Raw genomic sequence first — 21,426 nt, forward strand, 5'->3', positions numbered from 1 at the left:
CTCTGCGTCCGCTCTTGGGACGCGGACCGTCCCGGGATGCATTCCCACGCGGAGCGTGGGAACGATCATCTATCTGCTCCCTTTCCCCTCTCCCCCTTGGGGGAGAGGGCTGGGGTGAGGGGGTAGCTTTTGATCTTTCAGGCCTGAACGCTGAGGCCGTACTCGGCCGAAGCATCCTGCAACCACAACCACCAGTAATCCGAGAAACTGCGCCGGATCAGCAGTTCCCAGGTGTCTTCGGCGGTATGACGAATCATCAGCTGCGATTTGGCGAACACCGTGCCCACCGCTTTGCCCACCGGGAAGTTGTTCGGGTGCACGTCATAGCTGGTGGATTTCATCAGCACCTGACGCACGTTCGGCCCGCTCAGTTCGAGGATCTGCTGGCCGCCGCTGACGTTGACAATGGCAATGTGCAGATCACCCAGCGCTTCACGCAGTTTCTGCTCGGCGGCGAATTCTTCGCCGCTTGGCACGATCAGCAGCCACTCGTCCGGGCCCATCCATTGCAGGCTGGTTTCGCCTTTGACGATCACGCTGAGGGCGCCGGGCAATTCAATGCCCAACACTTTGTGCACGCCGGCCGCGAAGGCTGCATCGTGGCCATCGCCACGAATGGTCAGGTGGCCGAGGAGTTTTTTCTCACGCACGATCACGCCGGCGTTCTTGCGGCCCTTGCCGACCAGGCTGGCGAGGTCGGCATGGTGCAGCGACGACTCGGCACGGGCACCGGTGGTCGGGCGTTGCTGGTAAACATTGGCTGTGGTCATAAAGCACCTTCTTGTATTGATCGTTCCCACGCTCTGCGTGGGAATGCCGCCATGGACGCTCTGCGTCCGCTCTTGGGACGCGGAGCGTCCCGGGATGCATTCCCACGCGGAGCGTGGGAACGATCAGTGTCAGATGTTCTGGCGATCACCCTTCGGATCGAAGAACACCGAAGACACGATTTCCGCCTCGATCACGCTGCCATCGGCCAGCGGTGCGAACACCCGCTCGCCCATGCGCTTGAGACCGCCCTTGACCACACCCATGGCAAACGAATAACCGAGGGAGTTGTGCGCGTAGCTGGAGGTGACGTGGCCGACCATGGTCATCGGGATCGCCTGCTTGGTGTTGAACACCAGTTGGGCACCTTCCGGCAGCCATTTGGTCGGATCGATCGGCTTGAGGCCCACCAGTTGTTTGCGCTGGTCTTTCACGCAATCTTCGCGGTTCATGCCGCGCTGGCCGATCCACGAGAACGGTTTGGTGCGACCGACACACCAGCCCATGTTCAGGTCGTCCGGGGTCATCGAGCCGTCGGTGTCCTGGCCGACGATGATGAAGCCCTTCTCCGCCCGCAAAACGTGCATGGTTTCGGTGCCGTACGGCGTCAGGTTGTACTGCTTGCCGGCCTCGACGATTTTCTCCAGCACGCCCATCGCATAATCGGCCTGCACGTTGACTTCGTACGACAGCTCACCGGTGAACGAGATACGGAACACCCGCGCCGGCACATCGCCGACCAGACCTTCTTTCCAGGTCATGAACGGGAACGCTTCGTTGCTCAGATCGATGTCAGTCACGGCGCTGAGCAGCTTGCGGCTGTTCGGCCCGGACAGGGTCATGGTCGCCCAGTGGTCGGTAACCGACGTGAAGTACACCTTCAGCTCCGGCCATTCGGTCTGGTGGTACAGCTCCAGCCACTGCAGTACGCGCGCGGCGCCGCCGGTGGTGGTGGTCATGACGAAATGGTTGTCGGCCAGACACGCGGTCACCCCGTCGTCGAAGACCATGCCGTCTTCCTTGCACATCAGACCGTAGCGCGCCTTGCCCACGTCGAGCTTGGTCCAGGCGTTGGTGTACACGCGGTTGAGGAACTCGCGGGCATCCGGGCCTTGGATGTCGATCTTGCCGAGGGTCGAAGCATCGAGCAGGCCGACGCTGTCGCGCACGGCTTTGCATTCGCGCTTGACCGCCGCGTGCAGGTCTTCACCGTTTTTCGGGAAGTACCAGGGACGCTTCCACTGACCGACGTCTTCAAACTCGGCGCCGTTCTTCACGTGCCAGGCATGCAGCGCGGTGTAGCGCACCGGTTCGAAGATGTGCCCGCAATGCCGACCGGCCACAGCGCCGAAGGTCACCGGCGTGTAGTTCGGGCGGAACATGGTGGTGCCCATCTGCGGGATGGTCACGTTCAGCGAACGGGCGGCAATGGCCAGACCGTTGACGTTGCCGAGCTTGCCCTGATCGGTGCCGAAGCCCAGCGCGGTGTAGCGTTTGACGTGCTCGACCGACTCGAAACCTTCGCGGGTCGCCAGTTCGATGCCACCGGCGGTGACGTCGTTCTGGAAGTCGACGAACTGCTTCGGTGCTCGCGCCGAGTTCTTCTCGTGCGGCACCTGGAACAGCGCCAGGGTCGGCTCTTCGAGACGGCTCAAGGCTTTCGGCAACACGCCTTCGACAGTCTGGAAACCGGCTTCGGCGGCAGCGCGCACGCCACCTTCAAAACCGTCGGCCAGCGAATCGCCGAGCGCGTAGACGCCATTGACGCCACCGACGCACACGCGCTTCTGCGGTGCTTCGCCCGGTACGAAACCGAGAATGTCTTCACGCCAGACCGGTTTGCCACCGAGGTGCGAAGCCAGGTGAACCACCGGGCTGTAACCGCCGGAGCTGGCGACCAGATCGCAATCGAGCCATTCGCCCGGACTGGTCACGGCGTGGGCCTTTACGTCAATCGCGGCGACGCGGGCAGCGGTCACTCGCTTGCTGCCACGCACCTCGATGACGGCGCTGCCGGTGAGGATGCGAATGCCTTTGGCGCGCGCTTCTTCGACCAATGCACCGCGCGGATTGCTGCGGGCGTCAGCGATGGCGACGACTTGCAGACTGGCATCGAGCCAATCCAGAGCAACGCGATAGGCGTGATCGTTGTTGGTCGACAGCACCAGTTTTTTGCCCGGCGCTACGCCATAACGACGCACGTAAGTCGACACCGCACCGGCGAGCATGTTGCCCGGCACGTCGTTGTTGCCGTACACCAGCGGACGCTCGTGGGCACCGGTCGCCAGCACCACGCGCTTGGCGCGGACACGGTGGATGCGCTGACGCACCTGACCGATCGGCGCGCGGTCACCGAGATGATCGGTCAGGCGTTCGTGAATGGTCAGGAAGTTGTGGTCGTGGTAACCGTTGACCGTGGCGCGCGGCAACAGCAGCACGTCCGGGGTGTTCTTCAATTCAGCGATGACGCTGGCGACCCATTCCATCGCCGGTTTGCCGTCGAGGCTTTCGCGGGAATCAAGCAGGCTGCCGCCGAACTCTTCCTGCTCATCGGCCAGAATCACGCGGGCACCGCTGCGCGCAGCCGCCAGGGCAGCGGCGAGACCGGCCGGGCCGGCACCGACGATCAGCACGTCGCAGTGCTGGTTCATGTAGTCGTAGGTGTCCGGATCGTTCTCGGTCGGCGAACGGCCGAGGCCGGCAGCCTTGCGGATGTACTTCTCGTAAGTCATCCAGAACGATTGCGGGTACATGAAGGTTTTGTAGTAGAAACCCGGCGGCATCAGCTTGCCGCCGACCTTGCCGAGAATCCCCATCATGTCGTTGTTGACGCTCGGCCAGCCATTGGTGCTGGTGGCGACCAGGCCCTGATACAACGCCTGTTGCGTGGCGCGCACGTTGGGAATCTGCGTGGCTTCGGTGGCACCGATCTGCAGCACCGCGTTCGGCTCTTCGGAACCGGCGGCGAAGATGCCGCGAGGGCGCGAATACTTGAAGCTGCGGCCGATGATATCGACGCCGTTGGCAATCAGTGCGGCGGCCAGCGAGTCGCCTTCATAGCCTTTGTAGGTCTGGCCGTTGAAGGTGAAGCTCAGCACTTTGTTGCGGTCGATCCGTCCACCGTTGGACAGGCGATTGGTCTGGCTCATACCTTCTCTCCCAGCGCCGTCGTGGCTGTTTTCGCAGTGCCAGCCTTGTCGGTGAATTGCGGCTTCTCGCCGATCTTGTAGCTCTCGAGAATCTCGTAGGTCACGGTATCGCGAGTGACGTTGAAGTACTGGCGGCAACCGGCAACGTGGTCCCACAACTCGTGGTGCAGACCGCGCGGGTTATCGCGAAAGAACATGTAGTCGCCCCACTCTTCATCGGTGCAGGCGTTCGGATCCAGCGGACGCGGGATGTGCGCCTGACCGGATGCGTGGAATTCCTCTTCAGAGCGCAGTTCGCCGCAGTGAGGACAGAAGATATGCAACATGGGGATTTCTCCTGTTAGTGGGCAACCGCAGCAGCGCCGTGTTCATCGATCAACGCACCGTTGTGGAAACGGTCGATGGAGAAAGGTGCAGCCAATGGGTGCATTTCACCCTTGGCCAGACTCGCGGCAAACACGTTGCCCGAGCCGGGTGTGGCCTTGAAGCCACCGGTGCCCCAACCGCAGTTGAAGAACATGTTCGGTACTGGCGTCTTGGAAATGATCGGGCAGGCATCCGGAGTGGTGTCGACGATGCCGCCCCACTGGCGGTTCATACGTACGCGGGACAACACCGGGAACATCTCGACGATGGCCTGGATGGTGTGTTCGATCACCGGGTACGAACCACGCTGGCCGTAGCCGTTGTAGCCGTCGATACCGGCGCCGATCACCAGGTCGCCCTTGTCGGACTGGCTGATGTAACCGTGTACGGCGTTGGACATGATCACGCTGTCGATAATCGGTTTGATCGGCTCGGACACCAGCGCTTGCAGCGGGTGGGATTCGATCGGCAGGCGGAAACCGGCAAGCTTGGCCATGTGCCCGGAGTTACCGGCAGTGACCACGCCGACGCGCTTGGCGCCGATGAAACCCTTGTTGGTTTCGACGCCGATGCACACACCGTTTTCCTTGCGGAAACCGATCACTTCGGTCTGCTGGATCAAGTCCACGCCCAAGGCATCGGCGGCACGCGCGAAGCCCCAGGCCACGGCATCGTGACGGGCGACGCCGCCGCGACGCTGCACGGTGGCGCCCATGATCGGGTAGCGGGTGTTTTTCGAGCAGTCCAGGTACGGAATCTCGTCCGCAACCTGCTTGGCGTCGAGCAATTCGCCGTCGACGCCGTTGAGGCGGTTGGCACTGACCCGACGCTCGGAATCACGGATGTCCTGCAGGGTGTGGCACAGGTTGTAGACGCCACGCTGGGAGAACATCACGTTGTAGTTGAGATCCTGCGACAGGCCTTCCCACAATTTCATCGCGTGTTCGTAGAGGTGCGCCGACTCGTCCCACAGGTAGTTGGAACGCACGATGGTGGTGTTGCGCGCGGTATTACCGCCGCCGAGCCAGCCTTTCTCGACCACGGCGACATTGGTGATGCCGTGCTCCTTGGCCAGATAGTAGGCCGTCGCCAGGCCGTGCCCGCCGCCGCCGACGATGACCACGTCGTAGACTTTTTTCGGGGTGGGCGTGCGCCACATGCGCTGCCAGTTTTCGTGGTGGCTGAGCGAGTGTTTGAACAGGCCGAAGCCGGAATAGCGTTGCATAGTCATTACTCCAAAACCGACTCAGCGATAAACCGGGAAGTCTGCGCACAGGGCCGAGACCTGCTGGGCGACATTGGCCTCGACATCGGCGTCGCCGAGGTTGTCGAGGATGTCGCAGATCCAGCCGGCGAGGGTTTCGCACTGGCTGACCTTGAAGCCGCGCGTGGTCACCGCCGGGGTGCCGATGCGCAGGCCCGAGGTCACGAACGGCGACTGCGGGTCGTTCGGCACGGCGTTCTTGTTCACCGTGATGTGCGCGCGGCCCAGCGCGGCGTCGGCGTCCTTGCCGGTCAGGCCCTGACGGATCAGGCTGACCAGGAACAGATGGTTGTCGGTGCCGCCGGAGATCACATCGTAGCCACGCTTGATGAACACGCTGGCCATCGCCTGGGCGTTGTCGATCACTTGTTGCTGATAGGCCTTGAAGCCAGGCTCCAGCGCTTCCTTGAAGCACACCGCCTTGCCGGCGATGACGTGCATCAGCGGACCGCCCTGGGCGCCGGGGAACACGGCGGCGTTGAGCTTCTTCTCAATCTCTTCGTTGGACTTGGCCAGGATCAGCCCACCACGCGGACCGCGCAGGGTTTTGTGCGTAGTGGTGGTGACCACATCGGCGTACGGCAGCGGGTTCGGATACAGGCCAGCAGCGACCAGACCGGCGACGTGGGCCATGTCGACGAACAGCAGCGCACCGACCTTGTCGGCGATCTGACGGAAGCGCGGGAAGTCCAGAGTTTTCGAGTAAGCAGAGAAACCGGCAACGATCATTTTCGGTTTGCACTCGACGGCCAGACGCTCGACTTCGTCGTAGTCGATCAGCCCGGTGTCGGTGTTGATGCCGTACTGCACAGCGTTGTAGAGCTTGCCCGAGGACGACACTTTCGCGCCGTGGGTCAGGTGACCGCCGTGGGCCAGGCTCATGCCGAGAATGGTGTCGCCCGGCTGGATCAACGCCAGGTACACGGCGCTGTTGGCCGAGGAGCCGGAGTGCGGCTGGACGTTGGCATAGTCGGCACCGAACAGTTGCTTGGCGCGTTCGATGGCCAGCGCTTCGACTTTATCCACATGCTCGCAGCCGCCGTAGTAGCGCTTGCCCGGATAGCCCTCGGCGTATTTGTTGGTCAGGCCGCTGCCTTGCGCCTGCATGACGCGCTTGCTGGTGTAGTTCTCCGACGCGATCAGCTCGATGTGATCTTCCTGACGTTGCTCCTCGGCATTCATCGCCGCCAGCAGTGCATCGTCGTAACCCTGGATCTGGTCTTGCTTGCTGAACATCGCGTCTCTCCCAGCGGCATCTGTGCGCCATTCGTCTCGGTAAGGCACTGGCAATGATGGCAGTGCCCTTTAATGCGATGGTATGACCGGCACAGACAGCTCAAATGCCTGCGGACGCCACGCAAAGGTGCGTTTACGACATGGCTGGAAATGACCCGAAGAATGCACTCCCCCTGTAGGAGCTGCCGAAGGCTGCGATCTTTTGACTTTGACTTTGAAGATCAAAGGATCGCAGCCTTCGGCAGCTCCTACAGGGGTCAGGCGATGATTTGGCGGATGGCAAGCAGCAGGAGGAAATGCGCGGGATACAGCGCATACGCCCAGCGCCGCATCGGTGGAGGCCGGACATGTCGCCCATGTCGCAACAAGAACATTCCGAGCATCGGCGCAAACACACATGTCACCAGCCCGAGAATCGCCACGCTGTTGCCGAAACGCGCCGATTCGAGCAGCACTTGCCATTGGTTCGCCGCCAGACACACCAGCCCCGGCAACAGGCTGAAATACCAGGGTCGGCGGAACACCAGCAGCATCGCCAACGGCAACAATATGCCGAAGAAACCGAACATCAGTCGTTCTGAAAAAACCGCCGCAACCACCAGTGCGGCCAGTGCGAGCGATCGCGCCACCAATGCTGAATCCTGCCAGCCGCGCGCCACCAGCAAGCCCAGCGCCAGCGTCGGCATCACGTTGAACGTGTCAGGGTCGGGGATATAAAAGCGATAAGGGACTTCGCTGATGGCGCTGAAGAGCAACAGCCAGCCCAGATAGCGCCATTCCATTTTGCGCGAACCGTCTCGTGCCAGATTCGCCGCCATCGCCAGGCAAAACCATGGAAACGCTAGGCGACCCGGCACATACAACCAATCGGCGGAGAAGCCGACATATCGCAGGTGATCGAGCAACATGCTCAGCAACGCCAGCCACTTGAGCAGATCCAGAGCACCGTCGCGTTGGCTCAGGTGCATAATCGGCCCATAAACTGGTAATTTTCCCCACCCGACATCGCATGTGCTCCCCGGAAGATCTTCGGTAAAGTGCGCATCCTCATTGACCACGAGCCTTCACAAGAGTCTCGATTACGGAAGCCGGCCATGACCGACAAGAGCCAACAATTCGCCAGCGACAACTATTCCGGTATCTGCCCGGAAGCCTGGGCTGCCATGGAACAGGCCAACCACGGCCACCAGCGCGCTTACGGCGACGATGAATGGACCGCCCGCGCGGCGGATCATTTCCGCAAACTGTTCGAAACCGACTGCGAAGTGTTCTTCGCCTTCAACGGCACCGCCGCCAACTCGCTGGCCCTGTCTTCGCTGTGCCAGAGTTACCACAGCGTGATCTGCTCGGAAACCGCCCACGTCGAAACCGACGAATGCGGCGCTCCGGAATTCTTCTCCAACGGCTCGAAGCTGCTGATCGCCGGCACTGAAAACGGCAAGATCACCCCGCAATCGATCCGCGAAGTCGCACTCAAGCGTCAGGACATCCACTACCCGAAACCGCGCGTGGTGACCCTGACCCAGGCCACCGAAGTCGGCAGCGTCTACACCCCGGAAGAAGTCCGCGCCATCAGCGCAACCTGCAAGGAGCTGGGCCTGCATCTGCACATGGACGGCGCGCGGTTCTCCAACGCCTGCGCATTCCTCGGCTGCTCGCCGGCGGACCTGACCTGGAAGGCCGGCGTTGATGTGCTGTGCTTCGGCGGCACCAAGAACGGCATGGCGGTGGGTGAAGCGATCCTGTTCTTCAACCACAAACTGGCCGAAGACTTCGACTACCGCTGCAAGCAGGCCGGGCAACTGGCGTCGAAAATGCGCTTTTTGTCGGCACCGTGGGTCGGCATTCTGGAAAACGACGCTTGGCTCAAATACGCCCGCCACGCCAACCACTGCGCGCAACTGCTGGCAGAACTGGTCAGCGACATTCCCGGCGTCGAACTGATGTTCCCGGTGCAGGCCAACGGCGTGTTCCTGCAACTGTCCGAGCCGGCCATCGCTGCGTTGACTGCAAAGAACTGGCGCTTCTACACCTTCATCGGCAAGGGCGGCGCACGTTTCATGTGCTCCTGGGACACCGAAGAAGAGCGCGTGCGCGAACTGGCGCGCGATATTCGCGAGGTCATGTCGGCCTGATTCCCACCGCATTGATCGTTCCCACGCGCAGCAAAGGAATGCCTCCCGGGACGCTCCGCGTTCCAGCCTCACCATTATCGACACGGTCAAGACCGCAATGACGCAGAGCGTCAGTGGCTGCATTCCCACGCAGAGCGTGGGAACGATCTTTATCTCCACATCTGCCCCACCCTGATCGTTCCCACGCTCCGCGTGGTAACGCCTCCAGGGACGCTCCGCGTTCCAGCTTCACCCTTGGCGACAGGCTGAAAACCGCAATGACGCGGAGCGTCAGTGGCTGCATTCCCACGCAGAGCGTGGGAACGATCTTCGGTCGGGAATGACTTTTCCCACTGTAGTTGCAGACGTCTCTTCTAGCACGTTCCCTACTCCGGCCTCACCCTGATCGTTCCCACGCTCTGCGTGGTAATGCATCTCGGGACGCTCCGCGTTCCATCTCATTCGCACCGCAAGATTCAAGGATCGAATCCCATGGGCCGCAGCCGCTATACGATTACCGAAGCCGACAAACCGCATTTCCTGACCTGCACCGTAATGGAGTGGTTGCCGTTATTCATTCGCCCGTACATCGTTGAGCACCTGCTCAACTGCTGGCGATATCAACAGGCTCATCATGACTTGAAGCTATACGGCTACGTGATTCTGGAAAACCACCTGCACTTCGTCGCCCAAGCACCCGATCTGAGCAAATGCCTCAGCCAGTTCAAGTCCTTCACCGCGCGACAAATCATCAATGACTTGCAAACAAAAGGCGCCGACAAAGCCTTGCAGCGCCTGCGCTTCAGCAAACGCGCGCATAAGCAGGACCGGGTGTATCAACTGTGGCAAGAAGGCACGCACGCGGAAATGGTCTACAGCGAATCTGTGATGCGCCAGAAACTTGAATACATCCACAACAACCCGGTGAAACGCGGATATGTGGATTTACCGGAGCATTGGCGTTATTCGAGTGCCAGGGACTACGCGGGAATCGAGGGTATGATCGAGGTTCAGCGCTGGTATTGAAATGGGACGCGGAGCGTCCCGGGCGGCATTCCCACGCGGAGCGTGGGAACGATCATAAAAGCCTCAGAACTCAATCCGCACATCCCCCTTCGGCACGCTGCAGCACGACAAGATAAACCCTTCAGCCTCGTCATCCTCGGTAATCCCGCCGTTGTGCTCCATCTCCACTTCGCCGCCCAGTTTCATCACCTTGCACGTTCCGCAGATACCCATGCCGCAGGCTTTCGGGATCATCAGGCCGAGTTTGGCGGCGGCTGCGTGGACGGTTTCGCCCGGGCCGACGCGAATGCTTTTGCCGGAGGCGGTGAATTCCACCTGATGCAGATCCGCGGCGTCGATTTCCGGCGCATCGGCGGCTTGTTCGGCCTGTTCCACCGCGTCGGCGCGGGCCTCGGGTGGCGTGGCGCCGAAGGATTCTTCGTGGTAGCGCGACATGTCGTAGCCGGCCGCTTCCAGCAGGCGTTTGACCGCAGTCATGTATGGCGTCGGGCCGCAGCAGAACACTTCGCGTTCGAGGAAGTCCGGAACCATAAGTTCGAGCATCTTGTGGTTCAGGTAACCGCGATAACCGGCCCATGGCTCACCGAGGCCGTGCTTTTCGCAGATCAGGTGCAGGCTGAAGTTATCGATCCGCGAAGCCATGTGCTCGAGTTCGCGGTGGTAAATGATGTCTTTCGGCGACCGCGCGCTGTGCACGAACGTCATGTCGACGTTGGCGTTGGTGTCGTAGAACCAGCGCGCCATCGACATGCACGGGGTGATGCCGACGCCGCCGCTCAAATACAGAACCTTCGGGCTCGGGAAGTCGATCGCGTTGAACAGCCCGACCGGGCCGTGCACCGCCAGTTCTTGCCCCTCATGCAAAGTGTCATGCAACCAGTTGGAGACCTTGCCACCCGGCACGCGCTTGATCGTGACCGAGAAGCTGTACGGCACCGACGGCGAGCTGGAGATGGTGTAGGAGCGCATGATCGGCTGGCCTTCGATTTCCAGCTCCAGCGTGACGAACTGCCCCGGCTTGAAGAAGAACAGGATCGGCTGGTCGGCCATAAAGCAGAAGGTGCGCACATCCCAGGTTTCCTGGATGACTTTGACGCAACGGACAATGTGTCGGCCATTGGCCCAGGTCTGGGTGGTGACCGGATTCAGGAAGCTGTTGGACATGCTGTTCTCCACGGCCGACTGTCGGCCTCTTGTCGGCGATTCTGCGTATAGCGCAGACCGCGCGTTTACCTATCCGCGACATTGACATACTTATCGCGACCAGCCCTTGAACACCGGGGCTTGCGCGTCGGGAACAGATTGCGCCATGTCGCGCATGGATAAGGTTCCCCCCAGCGCCGGCCCCACACTCGCCCCAACACAAGACGACTTCTTTACACCTTGCGTAGCAACCGTTTTGCAGCACACCTGATCAGCCACTTTCGCCGGCCACGCAGAGGGCCATGAGGATTACATCGATGGACGTCACCGCAAAAATCAGCCTGGGCGATCCGCTGGAACCCGCACGCAAGGCCACCGCACAAATGCTCCAGGAGCGCGAGCGCACTTTTTCGCTGCCACAGCCGTTCTACAGCGACGAGCGCCTGTTCGATATCGATATGCAGGAGATCTTCCAGAAGGAATGGTTGATCGCCGGCATGACCTGCGAGATCCCGGCCAAGGGCAACTACCTGACCCTGCAGGTCGGCAAGAACCCGATCATCGTCATTCGCGGCGCAGAGGGCGTGGTGCATGCGTTCCACAACGTCTGCCGCCACCGTGGCTCGCGCCTGTGCACCAGTGAAAAAGGCAAGGTCGCCAAACTGGTCTGCCATTACCACCAGTGGACCTACGAACTGGACGGGCGCCTGCTGTTCGCCGGCACCGAGATGGGCGCCGACTTCGACATGAAGCAGTACGGCCTGAAACCGGTGAATGTGAAAACCGCTGGCGGTTACATCTTCATCAGCCTGGCGGAAAACCCGCCGGCCATCGATGACTTCCTGTCGACGCTCAACCATTACATGGAACCGTACGACATGGAGAACACCAAGGTGGCGATCACCACCACCTTGATGGAAAAGGCCAACTGGAAACTGGTGCTGGAAAACAACCGCGAGTGCTACCACTGCAACGCGTCGCACCCGGAACTGTTGAAAACCCTGCTGGAATGGGACGACGTCACCGACCCGCGCGCCGATCAGGCGTTCAAGGATCACGTCGCCGCCTCCGCCGCTGCCTGGGAAGCGGAAAAGATCCCTTACGCTCACGCCAGTTTCGGCTTGCGCAACCGTATCGTGCGCATGCCGCTGCTCAAGGGCACCGTGTCGATGACCCTCGACGGCAAGCAAGGCTGCGCGAAACTGATGGGCCGGATCAAGAACCCGGACCTGGGCTCGATGCGCATCCTGCACCTGCCGCATTCGTGGAACCACTGCATGGGCGATCACATCATCGTCTTCACCGTGTGGCCGATCAGCGCTCAGGAAACCATGGTCACCACCAAGTGGCTGGTGCACAAGGATGCGGTGGAAGGTGTCGATTACGACGTCGAGCGCATGCGCCAGGTGTGGGACGCGACCAACGATCAGGACCGCCGTCTGGCTGAGGAAAACCAGCGCGGGATCAACTCCACCGCTTACCAGCCGGGGCCTTACTCGAAGACCTATGAATTCGGCGTGGTCAACTTCGTGGACTGGTACAGCGAGCGGATGTTGAACAACCTCGGGGCCGAGCCTGCGCCTTACCTCAAAGGTGTACCGGTTCAGGGCTGATCAGGAGCAAAAGATCGCAGCCTGCGGCGGCTCCTACAGGTGGAATGCATTCCCCTGTGGGAGCGAGCCTGCTCGCGAAGGCGTCCTGACCCACGCTACATCTTTCAGTTGGTCAATTTCCGACCAATCACCCCCGCCCCCATACCCATCAAGCCCTCCAGCCTTCCGCAAACAAGTTATCCACATACCCGCCCACAGCAAATGGGGGTAACTGTGGATGAGTCAAAAAATATCTTCCTGATTTGCAAAGAAAAACCGTGACTTATGCTGAATCACAGTTTCTCAAAACGATTGATCGTTTTTTGATCAACACTATGCAGACCACGGTTTCAAAGGCCTCCAGCGGGTAGCGAACACGTTATCCACAGAAGAGCCAACAGAGATCGGGGACAACTTTCCATCTTCTGTGGAAAACACCTATGACTGGGGAAAACCCGTTCGCCTTAACAGCTCTCGGCGCCCGGGAGTTACATTTGATCAATAATTGATCAAACACCTGTAACCCCTGATCCATATGGCCTACAGCTGAGAGCGAACATCTTATCCACAGAAGCGCCAACAGACATTGGGGGCAACTTGTCGATTTATACCGAAGGAAAAGCCTGAGAAATCCGAGAGTTACGCTGATCGTTTTTTGATCTTAAGGCTGGAAGGCTTGAATGGCGTGGGGTGCGAGCAAGGGCGAACACGTTATCCACAGCTTCGCCAACAGGGTTTGTGGGTAAACAGTAAAGATTGGCTGTGAATGAATACCACTGTGGGAGCGAGCCTGCTCGCGAACGCGTCGGGTCAGTCGATGCATGTGTCGACTGACAGTCTGCCTTCGCGAGCAGGCTCGCTCCCACAGTGGTTATTCCATGCTAGGAAGAGGGTGACTAGCGGACAACGCCCTCTTCAATCAGCAGCTTCAGAATCGCCTCCGCCCCAGCCTGCGCAGTAACGCCTTTGAGCACCTGCCCCCCGCCGCCACTGGCCTTGGCCGTCGCGGCCTTCATCCGATCAGCACCGCTCTTGGCCTTGATCACCTTCAAGCGCTTGGGCCGTGGCTTGGCCGGTTGCAGCGTGGCGACGGCCAACAATTGGTCCTCCACCACTTCAACGTCATCGGCGGCCAGTTCGCCCCGTCGGGCCGGGCCATACGCGCTCTGCCGAGGCTTCGGTGCGGCGTTATCCACAGTGGCCAGAAACGGCAGTTTGACCTTCAAGCAGCGTCGCTGGCCGCGCGGCAACGCTTGCAGGACCAGCGCTGAACCATCATTGATCGATTCGACCTGCGCCAGCCCGACCACCAGCGGCCAGCCCAGACCTTCCGCCAGGAGGAACGGCAACATTCCTGAACCTTCGCCGGTTTCCGCCTGGCTACCGGTCAGCACCACCTGCGCACCGGCATCGCGCAAGTACGCGGTCAGCGCCGGCAAGGCATCGGCGCCAGCGGGTTGTTCCAGCACATGCAGCTGTTCCAGGCCCATGCCCAGATAGGCACGCAGGGCCGGTTCGGCAACATCACCGGCGTGCAGCACTTGCAGGTTATCCCCAGCCAGTTGCAGGCCCAGTTCCACCGCGCGCGCATCCTGATCGGCGCGCCGTGGCCGACCCGAAGTCGGGTGAGCGCCGATTGAAACCAGACTGATAACGTTCGTGTTCATAGGGTTTCCTTAAGCCGCATCGCGCTTGGCTTCGTTGCGGTAAGCCGCGACCGCTTCGATCAACGCTTGCAGAATCTCTGCGCTTTCGCCGATCACCGAGAGGTCGGCACGCTTGATCATGTCGCAACCCGGATCGAGGTTGATCGCCACCACCTTGTCGCAGGCGCCAATGCCTTGCAGGTGCTGGATCGCGCCGGAGATACCGACAGCGACATAGACCCGCGCGGTGACCCAGGTGCCGGACGCGCCGACCTGACGATCCCGCGCCATGAAGCCATCGTCCACCGCAACCCGCGAAGCGCCTTCGGTGGCGCCGAGGGCTGCGGCGGTTTCGTGGAACAACTGCCAGTCCTTGACGCCGTTACCGCCGGAGAAGATGAACTCGGCTTCGGCCATCGGAATCGCCGCCGGATCTACCGCCACTGCGCCGAGATCTTCGATGCGCGACAAGCTGCGCGCAACGCTTGTGGATAACTCCACTGGCAACGCTTCGTGACGAGTTTCGCTGACCGGTTCTGCGCATTCGGCAGCGGCGAGAATCAACCGCGCCACTGGACGCGCCAGGTCTTGCAATCCGGCCCCGGCGCGGCCGATGCATTCCTGATCCTTGACCTGCCAGACCCGCGTGGCCGGGCGCTCGCCCAAGGCTGCAGCAAAGCGCCGGCCGAGTTCGCCGCCACCGCTGCGACTGTCCGGCAGCAACCAGTGACGCGGATTGAATTGGTTATCCACAGCGCGCAAGCCCTGCACCCGCTGTTCCGGTGCATAACCGCTGAATTCCTCGCCTTCAAGCACCAGCAGGCGATCGACGCCAGCAGTTTCGAAAGCGCTTTCCTTGTGCTCGCCGAACACTACAGCAAGCACCGCACCATCGCTGCCGGCCAGTTGGTGAGCGAGGCCGAGCAGATCGCGGTCGTGGCTGCTCAGGCGACCGCCGACCATATCCGGCACCACGCTGATGTAGAACGCAGGAGCCGGTACCTGATGCAGCGGCAACTGCACTTCAACAGCAGCCGAGCGTTTGACCGTCCCACCCTGCTGCGCGCCGCTGCGGTCAATGCGTTTGATGCCGTTAGGGCCGATAAAACCCATGCCGTGCAGATTCTTGCGAATGACGCCATTGGGCCCCATCCAGCTGTGTTGCGCCGGTTGCATCGCCGCGTGCAGCGGGTGCAAACGGTTACGGGCAATCCATTCGGCGCGCGGGTCGCGGCGGATAATGTCGCTCATCAGTGCACCTCCGCAGGTTCACGTTTGGCCGGGGTGGCAGGCTTGCTTGGCGCGGCGTCTTCGAGCAGCGCGTCGGCCACCAGTTCGGCGATGTCCTTGATCAGCGGACGCGGTTCGACCACGCCTTCGAGCATCGCCGTGCACTGTGGACAACCCACCGCCACCAGTTCGGCGCCGGTTTCGCGGATGTCTTCCATGCGCATGTCGGGGATGCGCTGCTTGCCCGGAATGTCAGTGATCGGCGCGCCGCCACCACCACCGCAGCAGCGCGAGCGGAAGCCGGACCGTTGCATCTCTTTGACTTCAATGCCGAGGGCGCGCAGCACTTCGCGCGGCGCTTCGTACTCGCCGTTGTAGCGGCCCAGGTAGCACGGATCGTGATAGGTCACGCTGCTGCCTTTGTGCTGACCGAGGTTGAGCGCGCCGGCCTGAATGATCTCGGCCATGTAGGTGCTGTGGTGCTGCACCAGGTAGTTGCCATCGAAGGCGCCGTACTCGTTTTTCAGCACATGGAAACTGTGCGGATCGCAGGTGACGATGCGGTTGAAGCTGTATTTGGCCAACGTCTGGATGTTGCGCTTGGCCAGCAACTGGAACGTCGCTTCGTCGCCGAGACGCCGCGCCACATCGCCGCTGTCACGTTCTTCAAGGCCGAGTACGGCGAAGTCGATGTTTGCCGCTTTCAGCACTTTGACGAACGCGCGCAGGGTGCGCTGGTTGCGCATGTCGAAGGCGCCGTCGCCGACCCAGAACAGCACGTCGGTGGATTTCTTCTCACTGAGCAGATTGAGGTTCAGATCCGCCGCCCAGTTCATCCGCCCGCCCGGGGCGAAACCGCCGGGGTTATCGGTGGCGATCAGGTTTTCGAGGACTTCGGCACCCTTGTTCGGCGTCGCACCTTTTTCCAGGGTCAGATGCCGGCGCATGTCGACGATCGCATCGACGTGCTCGATCATCATCGGGCACTCCTCGACGCAGGCACGGCAGGTGGTGCACGACCACAGGGTTTCGGCGTCGACCAGACCGTTGACGATCGGTTGATGCGGACTGCCGCCATGCTCGCCGATCGGTTTGCCTGGATACGGGCTGCCGGCGAACTTCGCGTCGGTGCCGCCGGCGAGGCCAACGACCATGTCCTGAATCAGTTTTTTCGGGTTCAGCGGCTGGCCGGCGGCGAAGGCCGGGCACGCTGCTTCGCACTTGCCGCACTGCACGCAGGCGTCGAAACCGAGCAACTGGTTCCAGGTGAAATCCTTGGGTTTTTCCACGCCCAGCGGCGCATCGGGATTGTTCAGGTCCAACGGTTTCAAACCGGTCGAGCGCCCGCCGCCGAAACGTTCCGGGCGACGGTGCCAGGCCAGGTGCAGCGCACCGGCAAAGGCGTGCTTCATCGGCCCGCCCCAGGTCATGCCGAAGAACAGCTCCGACACGCCCCACAGCACGCCAACACCGAGAATGGCGGCGAGCAGCCAGCCGCCGAAGTTTTCCGGCAGGATCCCGGCGACCGGAAGGGTCACCAGGAAAAACGACGCGGAGAAGGCCAGCAGGCTTTTCGGCAGGCGCATCCACGGGCCTTTCGACAGACGCGCAGGCGGATTGACCCGGCGCAGATACATGAAGATCGCGCCGACAAACATCACCGCCGACATCAGCAGCAAGGCGTAGCCGAGGATGCGGTTATGCAGGCCGAAACCGTGCACCAGAATGGCCAGCACAATCGACGCCACCGCACCGCCCGCCGTGGCGACGTGGGTGTTGGCAATGTATTTGTCCCGCGCGACGACGTGGTGCAGGTCGACCATGTAGCGCTTGGGCATGGCCAGCAGACCGCCGAGCAGATCGACCTTCGCCGCCCGCCCCCGGCGCCACATGTTCATCCGCCGCAACGCGCCGAGGACCGCAAGGCCCAAGGCTGCGAACAACAGGATTGGAAGAAGGGTGTTCAACATCAGAGTCACCTCTGGCGAGCGGCAAGCTGCAAGCTACAAGCGGCAAGAAAGAGCAGCATGGATCGGCTGTGCTTTTACTTGCAGCTTGCAGCTTGTGGCTTGCAGCTGAGCCGTCAAAAATCCTTACAGAGCCGAAGTGCGTCGTAAATGGCGGCATGGGTATTACGCTGCGCCACGCAGTCGCCGATGCGGAACAGCAAGTAGCCGTCGCCCGCTTCGCTCAGCGAAGGTTGCGGCTGGATCGCGAACAGCGCTTCGACGTCGATCTGGCCCTTGTTGCGCGAGCCGTCCTTGAGCGCGTAGTAGATTTCCTCGTCCGGGCGCACGCCGTTTTCGACGACCACCTGATCGACCACCCGTTCCTCTTTCGCGCCGGTGTATTCGTTCTCCAGCACCGCGATCAGCTTGTCGCCTTCGCGGTAGACCTTCTCCAGCATCATGTCGCCGGTCATGATCACTTCTTTCGGGTACATGCTGCGGTAGTAGGTCGGGAACGATGTGCCGCCGATGGCCACGCCCGGTTTGATGTCGTCGGTGACGATCTCGACCTGGCTGCCCTTGTCGGCGAGGAAGTCGGCGACCGACATGCCGGTGAACTCGCAAATGGTGTCGTAGACCAGCACGTTCTTGCCCGGCGCAACCTTGCCGTCGAGCACGTCCCAGCTGCTGACCACCAGCCCTTCGGCGGCGCCCCAGTGCTCGTTCTGCTCAAGGTACGGATGACCGCCGACCGCCAGCACCACGACATCCGGACGCAGGTCCATGATGGTGTCGGCATCCGCCGCCGTGCCCAGGCGCAGATCGACTTTCAGCCGCGCCAGTTCCAGCTGGAACCAGCGGGTGATGCCGGCGATCTGGTCACGCTGCGGTGCTTTCGATGCGGTGGTGATCTGCCCGCCGATGAAGTCTTTTTTCTCGAACAGCGTGACATCGTGGCCACGCTCGGCAGCCACGCGTGCGGCTTCCATCCCGGCCGGGCCGGCACCAACGATCACCACCTTGCGTTTCGGCCCGGTGGATTTCTCGATGATGTGCGGCACGCCCATGTACTCACGGGAGGTCGCGGCGTTCTGGATGCACAGCACGTCCAGACCCTGATACTGACGGTCGATGCAATAGTTGGCGCCGACGCACTGCTTGATCTGGTCGATCTGGCCCATCTTGATCTTGGCGATCAGGTGCGGGTCAGCGATGTGCGCGCGGGTCATGCCGACCATGTCGACGTAACCGCCCTCAAGGATGCGCGTGGCCTGGTTCGGGTCCTTGATGTTCTGCGCGTGCAGCACCGGCACCTTGACCACTTCCTTGATCCCGGCAGCCAGGTGCAGGAACGGCTCCGGTGGATAACTCATGTTCGGAATAACGTTGGCCAGGGTGTTGTGGGTATCGCAACCCGAGCCGACCACGCCGATGAAATCGAGCATGCCGGTGTCGTCGTAATACTTGGCGATCTGCTTCATGTCCTCGTGGGACAAGCCGTCCGGGTGGAACTCGTCACCGCACAGGCGCATGCCCACGCAGAAGTCGTCACCGACCTCGGCGCGCACGGCTTTCAGAACTTCCAGGCCGAACTTCATTCGGCCTTCAAAGGTGCCGCCCCATTCATCGGTACGCTTGTTGACGCGCGGGCTCCAGAACTGGTCGATCATGTGCTGGTGCACGGCCGACAGTTCGACGCCATCGAGGCCACCAGCCTTGGCCCGGCGCGCAGCCTGGGCGTAGTTGCCGATCACTCGCCAGATCTCTTCCGGCTCGATGGTTTTGCAAGTGGCGCGGTGCACCGGTTCACGGATGCCCGACGGCGACATCAAGGTCGGCCAGTTGAAACCGTCCCAGCGCGAGCGACGACCCATGTGGGTAATCTGGATCATAATCTTGGCGCCATGCTTGTGCATGGCGTCGGCCAGATTCTGGAAGTGCGGAATGATCCGGTCGGTGGACAGATTGACCGAGCTCCACCATTCCTGCGGGCTGTCGATCGCCACGACGGACGAACCGCCGCAGATGGCCAGGCCGATACCGCCCTTGGCTTTCTCTTCGTAGTATTTGACGTAGCGGTCGGTGGTCATGCCACCGTCAGTCGCGTAGACCTCGGCGTGCGCGGTGCTGAGCACGCGGTTGCGGATGGTCAGTTTGCCGATCTGGATCGGCTGGAACATTGCTTCGAAAGCCATGGCACGGTCCTCGGCTTACAACGGCTTGACGATGAACAAGCCGTCATCGTGGCCCTCTTCGGAGCCTCCGTAGACTTGTTCGGCGACAGTACGGATCTTGCTGCCACGGGCTTCGAGAATCTGGTCCATGGCGCCGGCGAACCAGCCGGTGAACATGTAATCGACCTTGCGCCCGACCTTGCCGTAGACATAGACGAATGCGGAGTGCTCGAGCTTGACGCTGGCGGTGCCTTTGTCGAGGTCGATGTCCTGGATCTTGAACAGGCCCCAGCCGCGCTGCGACAGGCGCTTCATGTAGTGCTCGAACACCGCGACGCCCTCCAGGCCGTGGCATTCGGCTTCCTTTTCACACCAGTGCCAGGCGGATTTGTAGCCGGCCTTGTAGAGGATCTCGGCATAGGCTTCAGCGCCGAGCACTTCCTCGATGCCCATGTGGTTGTTGACGAAAAAGTGACGCGGCACATACAGCATTGGCAGGGCGTCGGAGGTCCAGACACCGGTCTCGCTGTCGACTTCGATTGGCAATTGCGGGGCGATCTTGGCCATGGAAACTTAACTCCAGAAAATTTTGTGTGTTGCCCCCGGCGCGGGTGGCCGGGAGAAAGGATTCAGAAGTGCGGCGGCTTATTCGCCCCAGACGTCTTTCAGGACGCTTACCCAGTTCTCGCCCATGATCTTGCGCACCACGCGCTCGGAATGGCCGCGCTTGAGCAGGGTTTCGGTGAGGTTGGGGAATTCGCCGACGGTGCGGATGCCCAGCGGGTTGATGATCTTGCCGAAGCTGGTCAGGCGGCGGGCGTAGCCCTTGTCGTGGGTCAGGTATTCGAAGAAGTCCTGGCCGTGACCCTGAGTGAAATCGGTGCCGATACCGATGGCGTCTTCGCCAACGATGTTCATGGTGTATTCGATCGCTTCGGCGTAATCGTCGATGGTCGAATCGATGCCCTTGGCGAGGAACGGCGCGAACATGGTCACGCCGACAAAACCGCCGTGGTCGGCAATGAACTTCAGCTCGGCATCGGATTTGTTGCGCGGGTGCTCTTTGAGACCCGACGGCAGGCAGTGCGAGTAGCAGACCGGTTTTTTCGATTCGAGAATGACTTCTTCGGAGGTCTTGGAACCGACGTGGGACAGGTCGCACATGACGCCGACGCGGTTCATCTCGGCGACAATCTCGCGACCAAAACCCGACAGGCCGCCGTCACGCTCGTAGCAACCGGTGCCGACCAGATTCTGGGTGTTGTAGCACATCTGCACGATGCCAACGCCGAGCTGCTTGAACACCTCGACATAGCCGATCTGGTCTTCGAAAGCGTGGGCATTCTGGAAGCCGAAGAGGATACCGGTCTTGCCCTGCTCCTTGGCCCGACGGATGTCGGCGGTGGTGCGCACCGGCATCACCAGGTCGCTGTTCTCGCGGATCAGTTTCTGGCTGGCAGCAATGTTGTTCACGGTCGCCTGAAAGCCTTCCCACACCGACACAGTGCAGTTGGCCGCCGTCAGACCGCCCTTGCGCATGTCTTCGAACAGCTCGCGGTTCCATTTGGCAATGATCAGACCGTCGATAACGATGCTGTCGGCGTGTAATTCGGCTGGGCTCATCAGGCGTCCCCTTATTGGCGATTCATGCGCCGAATCGTCTGCCGGCGCTTTGGGGCCAGCATATGCCTCGGTGCCGGGGCGACCGGGTGCAAAAACGACAGGGGAATTGCCGAAAGCGTCAATCCGCGACAAAGGGTCGTCGGCCG

The 21,426-nt window shown here is 61.3% G+C and carries 16 protein-coding genes; 3 read left to right on the forward strand and 13 right to left on the reverse strand.

Annotation, left to right across the window (positions count from 1 at the left end):
• Positions 1 to 137: 137 nt before the first annotated feature.
• The 6 genes from soxG to J5M66_RS00550 all read right to left on the reverse strand — a co-directional run bounded on the left by soxG (position 138) and on the right by J5M66_RS00550 (position 7,751).
• Positions 138 to 770 (reverse strand): sarcosine oxidase subunit gamma family protein, encoded by a 633-nt coding sequence (gene soxG / locus J5M66_RS00525; RefSeq protein ID WP_207807491.1) that lies wholly within the window; start codon positions 768 to 770, stop codon positions 138 to 140.
• A 129-nt stretch (positions 771 to 899) separates the two neighbouring features.
• A complete protein-coding gene (locus J5M66_RS00530) occupies positions 900 to 3,917 on the reverse strand; it encodes a sarcosine oxidase subunit alpha (RefSeq protein WP_207807492.1) in 3,018 nt (1,005 codons plus the stop codon).
• Positions 3,914 to 4,243 (reverse strand): sarcosine oxidase subunit delta, encoded by a 330-nt coding sequence (locus tag J5M66_RS00535; protein ID WP_016772830.1) that lies wholly within the window; start codon positions 4,241 to 4,243, stop codon positions 3,914 to 3,916. The genes J5M66_RS00530 and J5M66_RS00535 overlap by 4 nt, the downstream gene beginning before the upstream one ends.
• Positions 4,244 to 4,257: 14 nt before the next feature.
• Positions 4,258 to 5,508, reverse strand: coding sequence for a sarcosine oxidase subunit beta (locus J5M66_RS00540; protein WP_016772829.1), 1,251 nt, complete (start codon positions 5,506 to 5,508; stop codon positions 4,258 to 4,260).
• Between the two features lie 21 nt (positions 5,509 to 5,529).
• The gene (gene glyA, locus J5M66_RS00545; protein WP_123443804.1) at positions 5,530 to 6,783 is read right to left on the reverse strand and encodes a serine hydroxymethyltransferase; all 1,254 of its coding nucleotides are present in this window, start codon (positions 6,781 to 6,783) and stop codon (positions 5,530 to 5,532) included.
• A 257-nt stretch (positions 6,784 to 7,040) separates the two neighbouring features.
• Positions 7,041 to 7,751: a TraX family protein gene (locus J5M66_RS00550; RefSeq protein WP_123443803.1), complete on the reverse strand. Its 711-nt coding sequence runs from the start codon at positions 7,749 to 7,751 to the stop codon at positions 7,041 to 7,043.
• Positions 7,752 to 7,877: 126 nt separating this feature from the next.
• On the opposite strand from J5M66_RS00550, the gene J5M66_RS00555 reads away from it, so the two are divergent.
• Positions 7,878 to 8,918 (forward strand): low specificity L-threonine aldolase, encoded by a 1,041-nt coding sequence (locus tag J5M66_RS00555; protein WP_016772826.1) that lies wholly within the window; start codon positions 7,878 to 7,880, stop codon positions 8,916 to 8,918.
• Between the two features lie 471 nt (positions 8,919 to 9,389).
• Positions 9,390 to 9,923 carry a transposase gene (locus J5M66_RS00560; protein ID WP_207807493.1) on the forward strand — a complete coding sequence of 178 codons (534 nt, stop codon included), beginning with the start codon at positions 9,390 to 9,392 and terminating at the stop codon, positions 9,921 to 9,923.
• Positions 9,924 to 9,986: 63 nt separating this feature from the next.
• Here the strand turns inward: J5M66_RS00560 and gbcB are convergent, their stop codons facing one another.
• Complete coding sequence (gbcB, locus tag J5M66_RS00565) at positions 9,987 to 11,087, reverse strand: glycine-betaine demethylase subunit GbcB (protein WP_016772824.1); 1,101 nt, start codon at positions 11,085 to 11,087, stop codon at positions 9,987 to 9,989.
• Between the two features lie 296 nt (positions 11,088 to 11,383).
• Between gbcB and gbcA the strand changes: the two genes are divergently transcribed.
• A complete protein-coding gene (gene gbcA / locus J5M66_RS00570) occupies positions 11,384 to 12,679 on the forward strand; it encodes a glycine-betaine demethylase subunit GbcA (RefSeq protein ID WP_016772823.1) in 1,296 nt (431 codons plus the stop codon).
• A gap of 875 nt (positions 12,680 to 13,554) precedes the next feature.
• Here the strand turns inward: gbcA and J5M66_RS00575 are convergent.
• The 6 genes from J5M66_RS00575 to J5M66_RS00600 form a co-directional block, all read right to left on the reverse strand.
• Complete coding sequence (locus J5M66_RS00575; protein WP_207807494.1) at positions 13,555 to 14,325, reverse strand: electron transfer flavoprotein subunit beta; 771 nt, start codon at positions 14,323 to 14,325, stop codon at positions 13,555 to 13,557.
• Positions 14,326 to 14,334: 9 nt separating this feature from the next.
• Positions 14,335 to 15,555, reverse strand: a complete 1,221-nt coding sequence (locus tag J5M66_RS00580) for an electron transfer flavoprotein subunit alpha/FixB family protein (protein WP_122612402.1) — start codon at positions 15,553 to 15,555, stop codon at positions 14,335 to 14,337.
• Positions 15,555 to 17,504 (reverse strand): (Fe-S)-binding protein, encoded by a 1,950-nt coding sequence (gene dgcB, locus J5M66_RS00585; RefSeq protein WP_207807495.1) that lies wholly within the window; start codon positions 17,502 to 17,504, stop codon positions 15,555 to 15,557. Before dgcB ends, J5M66_RS00580 begins: the two co-directional genes overlap by 1 nt.
• 113 nt (positions 17,505 to 17,617) lie before the next feature.
• Positions 17,618 to 19,678, reverse strand: coding sequence for a dimethylglycine demethylation protein DgcA (gene dgcA, locus J5M66_RS00590; protein ID WP_024014595.1), 2,061 nt, complete (start codon positions 19,676 to 19,678; stop codon positions 17,618 to 17,620).
• Between the two features lie 15 nt (positions 19,679 to 19,693).
• The gene (locus tag J5M66_RS00595; RefSeq protein WP_039757633.1) at positions 19,694 to 20,224 is read right to left on the reverse strand and encodes a 4-vinyl reductase; all 531 of its coding nucleotides are present in this window, start codon (positions 20,222 to 20,224) and stop codon (positions 19,694 to 19,696) included.
• Positions 20,225 to 20,302: 78 nt separating this feature from the next.
• Entirely contained in the window at positions 20,303 to 21,280 is a 978-nt protein-coding gene (locus tag J5M66_RS00600; protein ID WP_016772817.1) for a dipeptidase, read from the reverse strand.
• Between the last annotated feature and the right edge of the window lie 146 nt (positions 21,281 to 21,426).

The organism is Pseudomonas sp. 67(2021) (assembly GCF_017491835.1).
GTDB classification, from domain to species: domain Bacteria; phylum Pseudomonadota; class Gammaproteobacteria; order Pseudomonadales; family Pseudomonadaceae; genus Aquipseudomonas; species Aquipseudomonas atacamensis.